Below are 17125 nucleotides of genomic sequence, written 5' to 3' on the forward strand. Positions count from 1 at the left end.
TTTGTTAATTCCAAACTTCAGTTAAATCTAACATAAACCCCGGTAAAATATCTTCTCCTGATAAGATTAATGGATGATTTAATAATTCTATATCCTGATTTTGTCGATAAATTTCTACGGTTTTATTTTTTCGATCAATTAACCAACCTAAACTAGCTCCATTTTCCATATATTCTATCATTTTAGCTTGCAACTTCTCTATCGCATCATTTTTTGAACGCAATTCCAATACAAAATCAGGGCAAATTGGCGCAAAGATTTCCCGTTCTTCCTGTGTTAGTAAATCCCATCTTTCTTGACGTATCCAAGAGGCATCAGGAGAGCGATCAGCACCATTGGGAAGATGAAAACCTGTAGAAGAATCAAAAGCTATCCCTAATTGATTTTGACGGTTCCATAACCAAAGTTGTCCGGCGATATCAAGATTTCGATTTCCGGTTTCACTTCCCGTTGGTGGCATTACAATTAACTCTCCTTTAGCCGTTCTTTCTAATTGTAAGTCTCGATTTATTTGAGCTAACTGAATGAAATTTTTATGGGTGATCGATAGTATTAACGATGGTGAAATATTGACCGCAAGCGGTTGTAAAAAGTTAGCTTGTGTCATCATTTTCTCCTATATATAGAGCGTGTTTACAAACTCTTTGTGTCTTTGTATCTTTGTGGTTAAATTAGGCTTTATCCTTGTAAAAATAGCCACAATAACTGCTATAGCAACCGCCAAGGCAGTTAGGACACCAGACGGATCTTAGAACCCAGACGGTGAAGTATTTTCCCCCCTGTTCCCTCCCCCCTAGCCCCCCACGGGGGTTTGGGGGGACTGTTCCCCAGATCCGGCGTTCCCTGCTATATATTTGAAACCCAGTTTCTATCTCAAAATTAGTGATTTTTGATCAAATCAACTAACTTTAGAGGGTTGTTTGTTCTGAACAAAAAAGGCTTCACGAATTTGTTCAGAAATTTGAGAACTGGTTAAACCCAAATCAGCAAAAGATTCATTAGGTTCAGCATGATCAACTAAAATATCAGGAACCCCGAAACGCTTCACTGGAACCACCACATTATTATCTAATAAAGCTTCCGCAACGGCGGAACCAAAACCACCCATTAAACAACCTTCTTCTATAGTTACGACTTTACCAATTTGTTTGGCTAAAGGCGCAATTAATTCTACATCCAAAGGTTTAACAAAACGGGGATTAATTACAGTAGCTTCAATGCCATGTTCACTGAGAATTTCTGCTACTTGCATTGACATATTCACCATACTGCCATAACCCATTAATAGCAGATCATCTCCATGTCTTAAAATCTCTCCTTTGCCGATAGGTAAGGCTTCCCAACCTTCTTCCATTAAAGGAACACCTAAACCCGATCCGCGAGGATAACGCATGGCAATGGGGCCGTTTGTATGCTCAATTCCGGTGACTAACATCCGTTGTAATTCGGCTTCATCTTTGGGAGCCATAATCACTAAATTGGGTAAACATCGGAGATAGGAAATATCATACATTCCCTGGTGAGTGGGGCCGTCTACCCCAACAATTCCCGCCCGATCTAAACAGAAGAAAACTGGAAGTTCTTGAATACAAACATCATGAATAATTTGATCATAAGCCCGTTGTAGAAAGGTGGAATAAATAGCAACCACTGGACGCATTCCTTCCGTTGCTAAACCCGCCGCCATGGTAACAGCGTGTTGTTCGGCAATACCGACATCGATATATTGTTTCGGCAGTTTTTTCTGGAGAATATCTAACCCAGTTCCCGTTGCCATTGCCGCCGTAATTCCCAGAATTCGAGAGTCATTTTCGCACAATTTAACTAAGGTTTCCCCAAAGACTTTAGAATAACTAGGAGGTTTGGGTTTACTCGCCGGAACAGCTTTTCCAGTGGCTAAATTAAAGGGGTTTTGAGCATGATAACCGACTTGATCTTTTTCAGCGATCGCATAACCTTTTCCCTTCACCGTGGCGACGTGAACTAACACTGGCCCTGGTATTTTATGGGCTTGTTGAAAGGTATTAATTAATTCTTTTAAATCATGACCATCAACCGGCCCGACATAGGTAAAACCTAATTCTTCAAACACCGCCCCGACTTTAGAAACTGCTAACCGTTTCATCCCTTCTTTCATCCGTTCCATTTCTGGGGTGAGGGCTTCTCCCACAAAAGGTAAATGCTTAAATTGTTCTTCCAAATTATCAGTTAAAAACTGAACTGGAGGAGACAAACGCATTTTATTCAAATAACGAGAAATTGCCCCCACATTGGGAGAAATTGACATCTCGTTATCGTTGAGAACTACCATTAAATTAGTATTAGGTAAATGTCCAGCGTGGTTAATAGCTTCTAAGGCCATACCTCCGGTTAATGCACCATCCCCAATAATGGCAACGACTTTGAAGTGTTCCCCCTTCATGTCACGGGCGATCGCCATTCCTAGACCCGCAGAAATACTGGTAGAAGCGTGTCCAGCCCCAAAATGATCAAATTTGTTTTCACAGCGTTTTAAATAGCCTGCAACGCCGTCTTTTTGTCTTAAAGTGTGGAAATTTTGATAACGTCCGGTGATTAATTTATGGGGATAGGCCTGATGTCCCACATCCCAAATCACTTTATCTCGATCTAAGTCGAGGGTTTGATATAAACCCAATGTTAGTTCCACAACTCCCAACCCTGGCCCCAAATGTCCTCCGGTGGCGGCAACGGTTTCTAGGTGTTTCTCGCGGATCTCGCGGGCAATTTGTTCGAGTTGATGGATCGACAAGCCATGGAGTTGATTGGGATGAGTAATTTCACTTAGGTGCATATTTGTTAAATGCCTGCATTTACTATAAAGTCATGGTAGCACCGGACGAGTTAGGGGGAGAAGGACAGGGCTGTTTCATGTTGGATCGCATATCTCAACCCCTGGTTCTAAATTGCTGGTAATACTCTGAAACAGTTGCAAAGCTGCTTCTAAATCCTCCATAATTTCCGTTGCTAAAACATCCGGTTTGGGCAGGTTATCCGAGTCTTCTAAACTTTCATCTTTCAGCCAGAAAATATCGAGGCTTAGTTTATCCCGTTGGATTAATTCTTCATAACTAAACGCTTTAAATCGTTCCGTCTCTTGACGTTCATAACGATTTTCAACATTAAAACACTGGATAAAATCTAGTAAGTTCTCAGACCGTAAAGGATTAGTTTTTAAAGTGAAATGTTGATTCGTTCTAAAATCATAAATCCATAGTTTTTTTGTCCAAGGGTCAGCACTGGCGGGTTTACGGTCAAAAAATAAAACATTGGCTTTCACCCCTTGGGCGTAAAATATCCCTGTAGGTAATCTCAATAAAGTGTGTACGTCACAACTATGAAGTAATTTTTTCCGAATCGTTTCCCCAGCACCGCCTTCAAAAAGTACATTATCAGGAACAACAACCGCCGCTTTACCGTTAATTTTTAACAGGGTTTTAACGTGCTGAATAAAGTTTAATTGTTTGTTGGAAGTAGTCGCCCAAAAGTCATCCCGACGATAAACAATTTTTTCTTTATCCGCTTTCTCGTCATCATTAAAAACCGTAATACTGCTTTTTTTCCCAAATGGAGGGTTAGTTAATATCAGTTCAAACCTATCACCTGGGTCAGCCCTTAAACTATCTTTAGCTTCAACGGGGCTTTCATCGCCACTAATACCATGTAAATGCAGATTCATGGCACATAACCGCACCACTCCATCCGCCACATCGTAACCTTTAAACGTCTGATGTTTGAGAAACAGTTTTTGAGCTTTATCGAGTTGATAATGCTTGTTAATATAGTCATGGCTAATCAGAAAAAAGCCCCCCGTCCCACAAGCGGGGTCACAAATACGCTGTCCAGGTTGGGGACGCATGACTTCTACAAGGGCTTTAATTAACGGTCTGGGGGTGAAATATTGTCCCGCCCCGTTTTTGGTGTCCTCAGCGTTCTTTTGTAGCAGTCCTTCGTAAATTTCCCCCTTAACATCAATATCTAACCCTATCCAAGTTTCGGAATTAATTAAATCAATCAGTCGTTTTAGTTTAGCCGGGTCTTGAATTTTGTTTTGGGACTTACGGAAAATAACCCCTAAAAGTCCTTTTTCTTTGCCTAAGTTTTCTAGGGTTTTGCGATATTGAATTTCTAAAGCATCCCCATCTTTTAATAGTAAGATTTGCCAGTCATATTCCTTGGGAATAGTAGAAGGTTTGCCCAAGGGTGCAGGGAGTTGGGCTTGTTCATCTACCATTTTTAAAAATAGCAAATAAGTCAACTGTTCTACATAGTCGCTATAACTTACGCCGTCATCTCGGAGGACGTTGCAGTAATTCCAAAGTTTTTGAACAATAGTAGATGATAGGTTACTCATGGGGATTTAAAATAATAATTAACTTTGATTATCTGATGAAATCTGCGGAATTTCCTCTGCGGTTAAGGTGACAACTTTTCCATTTTCCCAAACACTAATAGATTCTCCTAATTTCCGATGTCTATCTAAAGCTTTAGCAATAGCCAGTTTTACACCTGTGTCAATTTGGCTTGATAATTTATCAGGAATGGGTTTATTCATCGTTAGAAGTTGTAATTTGTGTCCACAATTGAGGTTGATAAATAATCGGGTCTTGGTTAAAAGGGCATTCAGCTATAATCTGCAAATTGAGACTAGAGTTATCATAAACTATCCAGCGATTACAGAGGGGTAAATATAAATCAGTTAGGTTTTTCCGTCCCCGTTGATAACGACGGCGAATGACATCTTCTGGGATATTGTGACCCCCGCTTTCTACCCGTCTGCGTACCCTGGCGATCGCCAATTCTGGACTTTGTAACCAAAAATAAATTAAGTTAATCTGATAACCTTGATTTTTACAATCTCTCAAAAAACGGGCATATGACTCAACAACCCAATTACAGACTCAATATTGATAGTCAGACCCTAGAAAACTCTCCAATAGGGCAGGCTGGACGTGATCTGATTCAAAATGTAACGGTCTATGAAAGTTTGAGTTTTGCAGGTTTATTTCATCGAGAAGTTAAACCCCCAACCCAACAAGAATATCGCTTCCGACAAAAATTACTCAACCAAGTTCAAGAATTTTGGGTAGAGAATGTCTTAGAACGGTCACTGCATAATAAGGCGATGATTGACCTCGGACTGGAAGAACGACCCGATTTAGTAGCGCGTCCTTTTGGTAATGTTCAAATCTCCCCAGAACAATCACAAAAACCTTTATCTACAAGTCGAGGAATTAACACTGCATTTAATCGGATGGGAGAGGGACGAACACTCCTAATTTTGGGTGAACCCGGAGCCGGAAAAACAACGGTATTGTTGAAATTAACGCGGGATTTAATTGCTCAAACATCGGAAAATTTGAATCGACCCATACCTGTTGTTTTTAACTTATCTTCTTGGGCAAAAAAGCAGCAGAAAATTGCTGATTGGTTAGTGGATGAACTTCAGAGCAACTATGGCGTTTCCAAGTCTCTAGGTAAAGCATGGGTAAAAGACCAACAATTGTTACTACTACTGGATGGTTTGGATGAGGTGCAAGCCAAACATCGAGAAGCTTGTGTAGAAGCCATCAATCAGTTTATGCAAAACTATGGGTTAACTGAGATGGTCGTCTGTAGTCGTATCAAAGACTATCAAGCCCTCTCAAATCGTCTACAAGTACGGGGTGCTATCTGTGTTCAACCTTTAACCTCAGAACAAGTTAACCAATATTTAGACCAAGCGGGGGAACAACTTCAGGGAGTCAAAACCCTTTTGCAACAAGATACCGCCATGGAGGAGATGATGAAATCTCCCCTGACTCTCAGTATTGTCAGCATGGCTTACAAAGATATCTCTGTTGAAAATCTACAGCAATTCGGTTCCACTCAAGAACGTCGTCGCCATCTTTTTGAAACCTATATTGAGCGAATGTTTCAGCGTCATGGACGCTCGATGAGGAGCAACTATAAACCAGAGCAAACCAAACATTGGCTCACTTGGCTGGCGACTGGGATGGTGCGGGAATCTCAAACTGTATTTTTGATTGAGAAAATCCAACCTACTTGGTTAGAAAAGCAGGGAGAACGTATCTTTTATCGCATTATGAGTGTATTAGCTTCAGGGCTGATTTTCGGGCTGATTGGATGGGGGATCGGGCTGGATGAGGGGCTGATTTTCGGGCTGATTGGAGGGCTGATTGGAGGGCTGAATGAGGGGCTGATTGGAGGGGAAATTAAACCTATTGAAAGCTTAACATGGTCGGCTCAAGAATTCAAAAAAACTCTAAAAAAAATGCCGACTTTACTGTGGATCTTAGGGCTGATTTTCGGGCTGATTTTATGGGCGTTTGAACAGACGATGGTAGGGTTTATTGTCGGGCTGTTTGGAATGCTGTTTGTCGGGATATTCTATGCTATTATTCAAGGATTTAAAAGCCCAGAAATAGAGGTCAAAAAAATCCCGAATCAAGGAATTAAAAAATCAATACTTAACGCTATAATTTTGGGAATAATTATACCTATCGTGGCAGGACTGATAGGATCATTTGGTCTGTGGTTAATAGCGGGGATTAATGGCCACAATAATGTTGATATATTCAGTTATATTTTATTACTGACTATATTATTTTGTTTAATTATTGGCTTATCTTTCGGTGGTGGATATGCTGTCATTCAACACTTAACTTTGCGTTCAAGGCTTGACATAAAAGGCTTTGCCCCCTGGAATTATGCTCGTTTTCTGGACTACGCCACAGAACTAATATTCCTGCAAAAAGTTGGGGGTGGTTACATCTTTATTCACCGAATGCTACTCGAACATTTTGCCCAAGTTGAACCGGAACAAGTTCCAGAAAGTTCAGTTCAAGTTTCTCAGTCAATAGACCTGATAAATGCGTCTAATGCACAAGAATTAAATCCGGTTAACTCAGAAGAACTTGAGACTTTAAAAACCGTTGAGACATTAGAAGCCGAATCAGTCTCTAATAAAATTTGTGGAAATTGCCAACATGAAAATCCATCTGACTTTGACTTTTGTTCAAAGTGTGGAACTGCATTAAATTCTGATAGTATTTCTAACTAAACTTGTAACATCAAGGAGATTTAACCATGAAGACCATACTGATTTTATTATCCAATCCCAAAGATTCTGTCCAGTTGCGTTTGAACGAAGAAATCCGCGAAATTAAAGCGGCGTTGAAACAGTCGAAAAATCGAGAACAGTTTGAAATTGTGAGTGAGTCAGCCGTTCGAGTGAAAGATTTGCGACGAGCATTATTAGAATATGAACCCGCAATTGTTCACTTTTCGGGTCATGGTTCTGGGACTAACGGACTGGTTTTAGAAAATGATTCAGGAAAAACTCAACTCGTGAGTAGTGAGGCTTTAGCCAAGCTGTTTAAACAGTTTCAAACGGAAGTTCAATGTGTTATCCTCAATGCTTGCTACAGTGAAGAACAAGCCCAAGCTATTCATCAATTTATTGATTGTGTTGTGGGGATGAATAAAGCGGTTGGAGATAACACAGCGATTAATTTCTCTACGGCATTTTATGAAGCTTTAGGTGCAGGAAAATCTTATGATAAATGTTTCAACGTTGCTTGTAATTCGATTAATTTAGAAGGAATACCGGAGTCGGATACTCCACAAATTCGCTATCGACCTCGACATTATGTTTCAGATCTTCAGGAAGCTCAACAAGCTCAAAAAAACGATGATTCATCCTCTCAGCCCAGCTTTAAACCATCCATCAATATTAATGGTAATCTTTCCAACAGTCAAGTAGGTCAAGCCGGACATGACCTCACTCAAACCACAGATCAATTAATAGGAATGGAAAACCAATAAGGTGACTAATTGAGCAATAGTTTACGGTAGATAAGGGTTTCCAGGGTTTAATTGTGCAAGTTATTTATTTTTCATTCCTAACATTAATCGTCCGGCTTGAATAGCGACAGATTCAGGATTAAAAGGTGAAAGTCCCGATGCTATTTCATCGGCATTGACATATTCAAAAACTTCGAGAAAATAGGGGAGAATTTGCCGGGCTGAGGTGGTTTTACCTGAACCATTTGCCCCACCAATTATATACAGATTTGGCATTATTTTAAGGGGAATTCTAATTGTAAGTTAGATTTGGTTTTTGATTGATTGGGTCTTTCTTTATAGGTGCAATCTCTAATAGCCTATTATGCTTTATTTTTTAGGAATATAGGATTTAAGCTGGGTATCAATATTTTTAATATGGTTGACAAACCAATCTACTAACTCTCGTTTAACCTGAACTCGAATTAATTCTAACGGTTGCTTTTGATCAATTTTACTATTAATATCTTGTAAGGTTGTTAAAAAATTAGCATGGGCTTTTTTATTATCGCAAGCAATAGGACATTTATAGCTATCCATGCAGGATTCTTCATAATTAAAATGATTATTTGTATACATTTTTAGAAATCCCATAATTGATCGAAGTTCTTGATCGCCTTTGTGATTATCCATGGCAGTTAATAACTGATCCATTTGATCTAATAACTGTTCATGTTGACAGTCTAGTAAGGGGATACCAATTTTTAAAGAATCATTCCATGTTCTCATATTTTTATCCTAATTTTGGGGCTGGAGTATAGACTTAATTTTAGTCCTGATTGGCTGGTTGATCCTAGTTTAACACACTTACTGTTGGCTGTTACCTGTTCCTTGTCTCAAACAATAATCTAGCAGACTTATTACCTAAAAACTATTTTTTACCCATCAACCAATAGGTGGTCATTTCTCCTTTTCCTTTAATAGAAATTATGCCGCGTTTTTCAAAATTATATTGATCTTTAATTCTGTGATAAGTTGCTTCTGTGACTTGAATTCGTCCGGGGTCGCCGGAAGATTCCATCCGAGAAGCAATATTAACTGCATCCCCCCATAAATCATAAATAAACTTTTTAATTCCGATCACCCCCGCTACTACAGATCCAGTATTAATCCCAATTCTAATTTGAAATTGAGAGTCGATATTAAATCTTTCTAAAGGCACTTTAAATTCAGCCATGGCGGCTTGCATTCCTAATGCCATATCGGCGATCGCTTCGGCATGATTAGCTTTGGGTAAGGGTAAACCTCCTACTACCATATAAGCATCACCAATGGTTTTAATTTTTTCTAATCCATGTTTTTCTGCTAAATGGTCAAAAATCGAAAACATTTCATTCAGAACACTGACTAATTCTATCGGCGGAATTTGAGAAGATAGGGGAGTAAATCCTACCACATCGGCAAATAAAATGGTCACTTCTTCAATCGCAGAAGCGATGGCTTTTGTATTATGTTTGAGTTGATTGGCAATAACTTCGGGTAAAATATTTAATAATAATTGTTCCGATCTTTCTTTTTCTAACCTTAAATCGGCGGTGCGTTCTTCGACCCTTTGTTCTAATTCGGCATTGGTTTTTTCTAACTCATTAAAAGAGGCTTTTAACTGTTGGGTCATGGTATTAAAAGAAGTAGCTAAAATCCCTAATTCCTTAATGGGTTCGACCGGGATTGTTTGTTCTAATTCTCCACTGGCGATCGCTTGACTAGCTTGACTCAGACGAAAAATCGGGGTACTAATCCAACGGGCGGTAAAAATGCCACATAATGTGGCTACTAATAACGCCACAATACATAATAAAATAGTTGTCCGAGTATTAGCATGAATTTCCGCCATGAAATCCGATTCCGGTACAACAACGATAATTAACCAATTAATTCCCCGTTGATCAGATAGGGGAGTGACTTGTAAATATTGTTGTTTTCCATTAATCTCAAAGGTCAGTTGAGTTGAGGTTTTAATCTGATCTAAATTACCAAAATATTTCAGTAAATAACTGGAGGTAGCCTGAGTTAAAATATCACTACTTTTAATTCCTTTAATTCGTTTGGTTTCCTTCTCTTTTTTATGAACAATAAAGGTTTCTTCTAGGGTTGAGGTGGCGACTAAATATCCGTTTCTTTCCATGACAAAGGTTTGTCCGGTCTTGCCAATTTTTAAACGGTTCAGAAATTGACTAATCCGTTCTAAGGTTAAATCGGTACTCGCTACTCCTAATAACTGTTTATTGCGATTATAAATAGGTTGGTTGGCGGAAATCACTAAAACTTTAGACCCAAAATAAGCATAAATTTCACTCCAAACAGGTTTTCCGGCTTTTACCCCCGCTTCATACCAAGGACGAACTCTAGGATCATAATTTTCTCTCACACTCAATAATTCTTGGCGATCGCCTTGATTATTAGTTAACCATTTATGAAACTTTCCGGCGGTACTTTTATCAACAATATCAAATTCTATCGTACCATCATCATTACGATTAGCTCCCACATAATAACCATTTTTTAATCCAATTCCAATATAACTAGCGGTTTTAAATTGTTTTAACTGACTCCACAGATACTTTTCCATCTGGGGAACATTATCCACACTAATTAATCCCATTCTCAGGGTATCAACATTAATTTGATTGATGATGTGGGGGGTTTCTAAATAAGTATTAAGTTCCTGTTGGATGCGGTTACTTAATTCAATTCTTAATTGAGTCGCTAAATCATTAACGGCGATCGAACCATTTCTAAAAGACAACCATCCTGTTAGTCCGACGGATGCAAAAATTTGGATCAGAAAAGGAACCACAAAAACAATCCGCAGGGATAGTTTAGGTGCTTTTTTATTCAATCCTAATAGACGACGAGATAGAGATGCCATAGTGATTGTCCCTGATATCAAAATCAACGATTCGCACCCCCCAACTATAGGTAATGGGTAATGAGTAATGGGTAATGGGTTTTTAATCCACTTATTAAAGCGTTTGCGCCCTTAACTGCCCTAACTACTCGTCTCTAAACTGACATACTTGAAAGATAAGGATCTAAACCCATTACCTATTACCTATTACCCAAGGTTGATTGACTTGATTTTAACGAATAATTATTGGATTTGGGTAGTTAATTTCTCGCCTAGTTTGGGTTCTGTTCCTTTGAGAATTCGATCAATATTAGTCCGGTGTCGCCAGATAACGTAAATTCCCCCGGCGATCGCAAAAATTTGATAGGGCAGAGGTTCCCCAGTTATAATCATTAAAATTGCAATTCCTATCGCCCCGAAAATTGAACTCAAGGAAACAATTCGAGAAATTGCTAAAACCATGGCAAAAATTCCTAGGGTTGCTAAGGCTAATTTCCAATCTAAGGCAAATAAAATTCCCAGACTAGAAGCAACAGATTTTCCTCCTTTCCATCCGATCCAAATGGATTTTGTATGACCAATAATTACAATTAATCCGGCTAGAATAGCGATCCAATATTGTAATATATCAGGATGTTGGATTCCGGCATTGGTAGCGAGTTCCGAGGCAAAAGAGAGGGAATAAGTCCAAAAAACCAGAAGAACGGCTAAGGTTCCTTTTAAAATATCAATTAATAAAACCAGTGCTGCGGGTAATTTTCCCAAGGTTCGCAGGATATTGGTTGCACCCGTAGAACCGGAACCCTCAGCCAACATATCAACTCCATAAAACCAGCGTCCGATGGCGTATCCTGTGGGTATAGAACCTAAGAAATAGGCCGTTACTAATAATCCGGTATTAATTAATAACCATTCAATCATGTTTAAAAGACCGTTATTTTCAAGTTGCCGAAGTTGTTAAAACCGTTCAGTAGGTGGTTGTTGGGTTTGGGGGTCGGGGGCCAGGGCCAACCAGAGGGGAAATTGCAGTAAAGATAGACTAATTCTATCTTCCATATCATCAATAATAATGAAGGGTAAGCGTCCTTCTTTGACCAAACGATCGGCTTTTTGAGAAAGAACTTCCGCTTCTTCAAATAAAACAATTCCCTGTTCTGGGCCGAAATCTCGACGGTCAATCCCTAAACAATCTTGGAGACCGCGGCGCCATTCTCCCAACCGTTCGGGACTATTGGCTAAAACCAGGGTTCTTAGGCGGTTTCCATAGATATTTCTCAATATAGAAATCGTTGCCGAGGCGACTAATATATTCTGTAAACGACTGCCCATGGTGCGTAAGGCGCCCCGTCCTCCTTGGTTAAAAAACCAATTGGAAACCCGTTTGGCGTGAATGGGTTCAAAGGTGCGACGCAGTTGCCAAGGGGGGCCATAATAGTCGGGAGCGTTGCGATATTGATCGAGGAGTTGGCGAATTCGTTGGGTTTGTTCGGCAAAACCCTGTTCTGAAAATTGTGGGTTTGCAGTGTTTTGAGGATTTTCTACGGGGATGATCACCTTCGTCACCTCTCGCGGTTGGGCGGGGATTTGGGGTTCGGGTGGGTTTTCTGGTATGAGTTCTAATTGTTCGGTGGTGGCGACTAAATCCTGTAAACTCCCGACTAAATAATCCTTAAATCCCTGGACTCGGATAGCGAGTTCTTGGGAGACTCCGGCGAAGGAGGTTCGCATTTCTTTTTGGATGCGATCGCGACGACGTTCGAGTTTTTCGATTTCGATTTGTAAGGTTTGTTTGCGTTGTTCTAATTGATCTAAGGCGGAGGAGATTAATTTCCCCATGGACTGGGTTAATACCAGTTGTTCCTGTTGGATGCGTTCGTTGGTCTCCTGTAACCCGATAATTCTTTTTTGTAGTTCCTGTTCTTGAATCTGTAATCGTTTCACCCGTTGGTCTAACTGGGTGGTGACTTCTTCTATGGGTTCGGACATCAGACGTTCGGACAAGCTCGGTGAGGTTGCGGAATTTGATCCCGGTTCAGGATTGTGGAATTCGTTGGACTCCCAAGGGTCAGCAATGGGTAAAGGATTCATATTAATCGAGTTCCCTCCGGTTTCTCCAAGAGAGGGATTAAAGGGTGGCGTTGTTGAAGAAGTTACCCCGCTTACAGGTGGGTTTTGATCTCGGATTTGAGTTTCGTCTGAATTCATGCAATTGAGCGTCCCGGTCTAAACACAAGGGGATGTAATGGGTGAAAGTATAGCGTTTTGTTCGGTTATTGGGGTGTTTAGACAGGTTTGTTACCCTGACCTGTTAGAGTGATTGTAGCACTACTTCAACCTCTGAATTAATTCAATGACTGACTATAGAATCATTTGTATCGGCATAGCTTTGCTAAGGCACGTCCCTACACTGATAATTGATAATGCGGGTACTTGATAACTAAAAATGGGAATAGAATTACGCAGTTACGTCTATTTAGATAATCTTCAACGGCAACACGCGGCCTATATTGGTACGGTGTCCCTGGGTTTTTTGCCTTTACCTGGGGATTCTTCTTTGTGGATTGAAGTTTCTCCTGGGATTGAAATTAACCGAATTACGGATATTGCTTTGAAAGCGACCTCGGTGCGTCCTGGGGTGTTGTTTATTGAGCGGCTTTATGGTCTTTTAGAAATTCATTCAAGTCGTCAAGGGGATACAATTACCGCAGGACGGGCAATTTTGGATTTTTTAGGGTTACGAGAAAGCGATCGCCTGAAACCTCAAATTATGTCCAGTCAAATTATTCGGAATCTTGACCCGCACCAAGCCCAATTAATTAATCGTAACCGTCGAGGGCAGTTAATTTTAGGCGGTCAAAGTTTATATATTTTGGAAGTTCAACCCGCAGCTTATGCAGCTTTAGCGGCGAATGAAGCGGAAAAAGCCTCGTTAATTAATATTCTGCAAGTGACGGCCGTTGGTAGTTTTGGACGGCTGTATTTAGGGGGAGAAGAACGGGATATTATGGTAGGTTCACAAGCGGCTTTAGAAGCGATTGAAAATGTATCGGGACGAGAATACGGAGGCAGTTTTAATCCCGAATAAATTAGGAGAAAAAAATATGGCAAATCCAGAACATTTAGCTTTATTACAATTTTAAGTAAAGCCAATTTAAGCTGCTTTTACGGTAGTTTTTCGCGCAAGTCAAGCCAAGATTTGAGAGATTCATCCAAAACATATTTATCACTATCCGCGAGGGCTGCGATAACTTTCAATCTATTTTTTAGTTGTCTTAATTCGCGAATTTCTGCAATGGGTAGCATTTTCCACTTCGCGGCCTTTTTTTCCACATCTTCGGGCGATTCTTTGATGTTATCCCAAAACCATTGTAAAATTAAGTTAACATCGAGAACACAATGATCGGAAATTACTCCAAGTTTCGCGATCGCGCCAGCCCGGAGCATCATTGAGGAAATCCTAAAAGACTCGCCACTTCCTGTTTTTTTGTGTTCGGCATCATTGGCTAGACGATCGTAAATTGTGGTGGCTACTTCTGCCCATTGGCGATCAGGTAAACCTGAACCATTTTGACCTTTTCGAGCCTTAGCAGAGGAAACATCGGCTAATAATAACCAGTTAAACTCTTGTGGTTGGGTGGCTTGATCTGAAAATATCTTTTTTACCCAAATCAGTACAGATTCGGCATCTTGTTCGAGGATGCTATCAATTGATATTGTCGTAGGAGATTGAGTCATAATTTATCTACTCCACATATTCGATATCAGCATTACTTGTGTCAACTCCTTGCTGCCTAAAGGCTGTTATTCCTAGTTCTAAACTCTCTGAAGTGGGTCTAAAATGCCCGCTATGATTGCTGATAGTTAGCAAAATATATAAACCTTTGCTGCCAACAATCTCGGCTTCTCCCGCAGCCAAAACAGGCTCACCGAGAGTTATAACCGTATGGTAGATTTCATTGCTAACATCTAAAAATTTCGGAATTACAAGGAGTTCTAGTTTTGTTGTTACTGCCCATTTGACAGTCCCTTCATTAATTATATCATCAAATCCTGCTTCTCCCACTTTAATTGGTCTGATGCCTAATTCCTCTGCTGACCGAAGTTCATCATTTAAAGTCCCAGGAGACTGATTGGAAAAGCAAGGAATGGGAGCATTATTTGAAAATGATTGTGTCACGACAGAATTTAACGAGAATCCACTTTATATTCAAAGATAAGTCTATCTCCTTTTGAACTCGATCGCGCATTATGATGTTCAATTAAACTTTCACCAATGGCGCAAACTCCTCTAATTTCACTTGTAGGTCATCCACTAGCATTAAACGATACCTTTCTGTAGCTTTCAACTTTTGGAAAACATAACTAGCAAAATCATTACGCCACTTTTGCCTATCAAGTTCATTCGAGATGTTTAGCGATCTGATTGATAAGTTATAATGGTATTCTTCAAAGTTGATATCTTGATCATTTTCAAAATCATGCTTTCCTACAGTAAGAGTGATGGTTGAGTTACTAAACTCATACCAATTGTCAGTACCATCAGAAATAAGCTCGAATTTTAGAGCCAATATCAACTCTAATTCTTTGATTAAATGTTCGATTTCCTGGGGAAATTCTATAAAAATATCTAGTGTGCGAGACATAAAAACCTCCTTTATTGAAACTCAGTAAAAGTGATGTCATAGCGATCGCCAATAATTCGGATGCTATCAATTTTTCCGCGTGTAATATTTTTTGCCCTCTGCAAACCTCGTTCAGCCTCAGACTCTATCAATCCAGATGTCCTAGCATCTATAATTATATCCCTAGCTTGTCCCCCTCGTCTAATCGAGTTGTTAATCTGATTTTTTACTGTCGCGCTTGTAGCACCAAAATCCAAACTTTTAAATTCAGTGGGTTCTCCATCTACCTCAGCATCGGGATTTCTACCTCCATCAGTTTTTTCTGCTAAGGCTTTAACATTTTTTCCCTCTGTTTTGAGAAATTCTGCGATCGCTCTTTCTGTTGCACCAAAAGCTCTTTCTGATTCATCAATACTGCCACAATTAGCCGAATTTTGCTTCATTCGTGGTGCTTTTCTTTTATTAGTAGTATCCGCATATCTTATAGTGCATATATACCTGGTTCAGCGTCATCCCCAGGCATAATTTCCCGGCTGCTTTTAACACCTTTACTTTCGCACAGATCGGCAAAATATTCTAAACTTTCTAATCTGGCTGAAAGTTCGCTCAAAGTATCTAAATATTCAGCTATAGCAATTTGGCGATAAGTCCAGGCTAGATCAAATTTAGTAGCACTATAGGACATATCAAATTCCACATCAATATTAGTTTTTTTGCTTCTAATTTGGTCAGGAGATAAGGCGCGATCGCTTATTGATATTTTCGTAATTCGTTCTACTCGTTCTGGGGTAATATGGTTATTAAATCGAGAATTACTAAAGCGATAAGCGGTAGATAAATAAGAGTTTTCATTATTGATTAATGCTTGACCCCATCTTTCCGCTACTTGTTTAAATTGGGGGATTTCTACCGCCAGTAATTCTTTAGCTTCTTGATGTTTTCCTATTTCTAGGAGAAGATTTGCTTCTGTTGCTGTGGCTACAGCCCAACCTTGAATAGAAACATCAGCATTAAGCATAATTTCAGCATCTAATTCTGGGGTAGCTTGTATGGCTTGATTACTGAGAAATAATCGCACTCTGGAAGCTGTTTTAATGGCCGATCTCGGTGATTCATCAGGAAAACGAGAACGATCATCAAGTTGAGCTTTTAAAGCGGCAATTTCTTTAATTAGCATGGCTTGATGAAGATGGGAAATAGCTTTGGCGAGGCTTTTTTGTTTTTGGCGGCTATCTTCTACTAATAAATACAAATAGGCCAATTGTTCAGAGATAATATCTAAGCCCTTATCAACCTGATCGAAGCGCTTATCAAGATGAATAAAACCTGCGCTTAAGTTCTTTTCAATCCGATTTAAGTCATCTTCAATTCGGTTAAAACCTGCTTCCATTGACTGTTGAATGTTGCCTAAAGTGTTTTGGATTTGGTGCAGTTTATAGCCCATATAGGCAAAGCCCGCAATACTAACACCAAGGTTTAAAACACTTGCGCCCGCAGCAATTTGAGTTAATCCCATTACTGAGGATAGGGTTTTTTCAATACCCATTAATTTATGATAGGTAAGCCCATGACCAATAATATCAACTCCTCCCAAGATGGGAGAAAAGGGAACTGTCATCAGTTTGCTAGTTAGTCCGGGGGTTTCGGCTAAATGGCGAACAATTTGACCACCATTTGCATTACCCGCAGCCCATCTAATAACGCTTCCATAGCGTGTCATTGAGCCATCGAGTAAACCGTTGATGATTTCGGGATTTTTAACTAAAAGAGTGGTATCAATTAACATTTTAAT

General features: G+C 39.7%; 18 protein-coding genes. 3 read left to right on the top strand and 15 right to left on the bottom strand.

The genetic code is table 11. The features are described from left to right. Positions 1-4 precede the first annotated feature (4 nt). The 5 genes from AC559H_RS03030 to AC559H_RS03050 all read right to left on the bottom strand — a co-directional run bounded on the left by AC559H_RS03030 (position 5) and on the right by AC559H_RS03050 (position 4883). Complete coding sequence (locus AC559H_RS03030; protein ID WP_233423007.1) at positions 5-610, bottom strand: Uma2 family endonuclease; 606 nt, start codon at positions 608-610, stop codon at positions 5-7. Between the two features lie 288 nt (positions 611-898). Further along, positions 899-2812 carry a 1-deoxy-D-xylulose-5-phosphate synthase gene (gene dxs / locus AC559H_RS03035; RefSeq protein WP_026793494.1) on the bottom strand — a complete coding sequence of 638 codons (1914 nt, stop codon included), beginning with the start codon at positions 2810-2812 and terminating at the stop codon, positions 899-901. 75 nt (positions 2813-2887) lie between these two features. Continuing rightward, positions 2888-4372, bottom strand: a complete 1485-nt coding sequence (locus tag AC559H_RS03040) for a type I restriction-modification system subunit M (RefSeq protein WP_026793493.1) — start codon at positions 4370-4372, stop codon at positions 2888-2890. An 18-nt stretch (positions 4373-4390) separates the two neighbouring features. After that, entirely contained in the window at positions 4391-4573 is a 183-nt protein-coding gene (locus tag AC559H_RS03045; RefSeq protein WP_026793492.1) for a hypothetical protein, read from the bottom strand. Further along, the gene (locus AC559H_RS03050; protein WP_148292187.1) at positions 4566-4883 is read right to left on the bottom strand and encodes an ATPase; all 318 of its coding nucleotides are present in this window, start codon (positions 4881-4883) and stop codon (positions 4566-4568) included. Before AC559H_RS03050 ends, AC559H_RS03045 begins: the two co-directional genes overlap by 8 nt. Before the next feature lie 11 nt (positions 4884-4894). Here AC559H_RS03050 and AC559H_RS03055 point away from each other — a divergent pair, with 11 nt between their 5' ends. Continuing rightward, the gene (locus AC559H_RS03055) at positions 4895-7081 is read left to right on the top strand and encodes an NACHT domain-containing protein (protein ID WP_051319756.1); all 2187 of its coding nucleotides are present in this window, start codon (positions 4895-4897) and stop codon (positions 7079-7081) included. Positions 7082-7107: 26 nt separating this feature from the next. Continuing rightward, complete coding sequence (locus AC559H_RS03060; protein WP_071782752.1) at positions 7108-7845, top strand: CHAT domain-containing protein; 738 nt, start codon at positions 7108-7110, stop codon at positions 7843-7845. A gap of 60 nt (positions 7846-7905) precedes the next feature. Here the strand turns inward: AC559H_RS03060 and AC559H_RS03065 are convergent, their stop codons facing one another. From AC559H_RS03065 to AC559H_RS03085, 5 genes are all read right to left on the bottom strand, one after another. Continuing rightward, the gene (locus AC559H_RS03065) at positions 7906-8100 is read right to left on the bottom strand and encodes a hypothetical protein (protein ID WP_026793491.1); all 195 of its coding nucleotides are present in this window, start codon (positions 8098-8100) and stop codon (positions 7906-7908) included. Positions 8101-8193: 93 nt separating this feature from the next. Next, positions 8194-8592 carry a bacteriohemerythrin gene (locus tag AC559H_RS03070; RefSeq protein ID WP_026793490.1) on the bottom strand — a complete coding sequence of 133 codons (399 nt, stop codon included), beginning with the start codon at positions 8590-8592 and terminating at the stop codon, positions 8194-8196. 142 nt (positions 8593-8734) lie between these two features. Next, entirely contained in the window at positions 8735-10732 is a 1998-nt protein-coding gene (locus AC559H_RS03075; RefSeq protein WP_051319755.1) for an adenylate/guanylate cyclase domain-containing protein, read from the bottom strand. Positions 10733-10954: 222 nt separating this feature from the next. Then, positions 10955-11632, bottom strand: coding sequence for a glycerol-3-phosphate 1-O-acyltransferase PlsY (gene plsY, locus AC559H_RS03080; RefSeq protein ID WP_026793488.1), 678 nt, complete (start codon positions 11630-11632; stop codon positions 10955-10957). A gap of 36 nt (positions 11633-11668) precedes the next feature. Further along, positions 11669-12916, bottom strand: coding sequence for a DUF3086 domain-containing protein (locus AC559H_RS03085; protein WP_036833399.1), 1248 nt, complete (start codon positions 12914-12916; stop codon positions 11669-11671). A 238-nt stretch (positions 12917-13154) separates the two neighbouring features. Here AC559H_RS03085 and ccmP point away from each other — a divergent pair, with 238 nt between their 5' ends. Continuing rightward, complete coding sequence (ccmP, locus tag AC559H_RS03090; RefSeq protein ID WP_026787432.1) at positions 13155-13796, top strand: beta-carboxysome protein CcmP; 642 nt, start codon at positions 13155-13157, stop codon at positions 13794-13796. Between the two features lie 77 nt (positions 13797-13873). On the opposite strand, the gene AC559H_RS03095 is transcribed toward ccmP, so the two are convergent. The 5 genes from AC559H_RS03095 to AC559H_RS03115 all read right to left on the bottom strand — a co-directional run bounded on the left by AC559H_RS03095 (position 13874) and on the right by AC559H_RS03115 (position 17119). Further along, the gene (locus AC559H_RS03095; protein WP_026793486.1) at positions 13874-14446 is read right to left on the bottom strand and encodes a hypothetical protein; all 573 of its coding nucleotides are present in this window, start codon (positions 14444-14446) and stop codon (positions 13874-13876) included. 7 nt (positions 14447-14453) lie between these two features. Further along, positions 14454-14888 carry a hypothetical protein gene (locus AC559H_RS03100; protein WP_026793485.1) on the bottom strand — a complete coding sequence of 145 codons (435 nt, stop codon included), beginning with the start codon at positions 14886-14888 and terminating at the stop codon, positions 14454-14456. Between the two features lie 82 nt (positions 14889-14970). Further along, positions 14971-15354 carry a hypothetical protein gene (locus tag AC559H_RS03105; RefSeq protein ID WP_026793484.1) on the bottom strand — a complete coding sequence of 128 codons (384 nt, stop codon included), beginning with the start codon at positions 15352-15354 and terminating at the stop codon, positions 14971-14973. Between the two features lie 11 nt (positions 15355-15365). Then, the gene (locus AC559H_RS03110; RefSeq protein WP_051319754.1) at positions 15366-15776 is read right to left on the bottom strand and encodes a CdiA C-terminal domain-containing protein; all 411 of its coding nucleotides are present in this window, start codon (positions 15774-15776) and stop codon (positions 15366-15368) included. Positions 15777-15814: 38 nt separating this feature from the next. Continuing rightward, complete coding sequence (locus AC559H_RS03115; protein ID WP_026793483.1) at positions 15815-17119, bottom strand: hypothetical protein; 1305 nt, start codon at positions 17117-17119, stop codon at positions 15815-15817. Between the last annotated feature and the right edge of the window lie 6 nt (positions 17120-17125).

This window comes from Planktothrix prolifica NIVA-CYA 540, assembly GCF_963864145.1.
Lineage (GTDB): Bacteria > Cyanobacteriota > Cyanobacteriia > Cyanobacteriales > Microcoleaceae > Planktothrix > Planktothrix agardhii.

Excerpts from the sequence above, each read along its gene's own strand:
- AC559H_RS03030 (WP_233423007.1), bottom strand. The coding sequence starts at position 610 with ATGATGACACAAGCTAACTTTTTACAACCGCTTGCGGTCAATATTTCA.
- dxs (WP_026793494.1), bottom strand. The coding sequence starts at position 2,812 with ATGCACCTAAGTGAAATTACTCATCCCAATCAACTCCATGGCTTGTCG.
- AC559H_RS03040 (WP_026793493.1), bottom strand. The coding sequence starts at position 4,372 with ATGAGTAACCTATCATCTACTATTGTTCAAAAACTTTGGAATTACTGC.
- AC559H_RS03045 (WP_026793492.1), bottom strand. The coding sequence starts at position 4,573 with ATGAATAAACCCATTCCTGATAAATTATCAAGCCAAATTGACACAGGT.
- AC559H_RS03055 (WP_051319756.1), top strand. The coding sequence starts at position 4,895 with ATGACTCAACAACCCAATTACAGACTCAATATTGATAGTCAGACCCTA.
- AC559H_RS03060 (WP_071782752.1), top strand. The coding sequence starts at position 7,108 with ATGAAGACCATACTGATTTTATTATCCAATCCCAAAGATTCTGTCCAG.
- AC559H_RS03065 (WP_026793491.1), bottom strand. The coding sequence starts at position 8,100 with ATGCCAAATCTGTATATAATTGGTGGGGCAAATGGTTCAGGTAAAACC.
- AC559H_RS03070 (WP_026793490.1), bottom strand. The coding sequence starts at position 8,592 with ATGAGAACATGGAATGATTCTTTAAAAATTGGTATCCCCTTACTAGAC.
- AC559H_RS03075 (WP_051319755.1), bottom strand. The coding sequence starts at position 10,732 with ATGGCATCTCTATCTCGTCGTCTATTAGGATTGAATAAAAAAGCACCT.
- plsY (WP_026793488.1), bottom strand. The coding sequence starts at position 11,632 with ATGATTGAATGGTTATTAATTAATACCGGATTATTAGTAACGGCCTAT.
- AC559H_RS03085 (WP_036833399.1), bottom strand. The coding sequence starts at position 12,916 with ATGAATTCAGACGAAACTCAAATCCGAGATCAAAACCCACCTGTAAGC.
- ccmP (WP_026787432.1), top strand. The coding sequence starts at position 13,155 with ATGGGAATAGAATTACGCAGTTACGTCTATTTAGATAATCTTCAACGG.
- AC559H_RS03095 (WP_026793486.1), bottom strand. The coding sequence starts at position 14,446 with ATGACTCAATCTCCTACGACAATATCAATTGATAGCATCCTCGAACAA.
- AC559H_RS03105 (WP_026793484.1), bottom strand. The coding sequence starts at position 15,354 with ATGTCTCGCACACTAGATATTTTTATAGAATTTCCCCAGGAAATCGAA.
- AC559H_RS03110 (WP_051319754.1), bottom strand. The coding sequence starts at position 15,776 with ATGAAGCAAAATTCGGCTAATTGTGGCAGTATTGATGAATCAGAAAGA.
- AC559H_RS03115 (WP_026793483.1), bottom strand. The coding sequence starts at position 17,119 with ATGTTAATTGATACCACTCTTTTAGTTAAAAATCCCGAAATCATCAAC.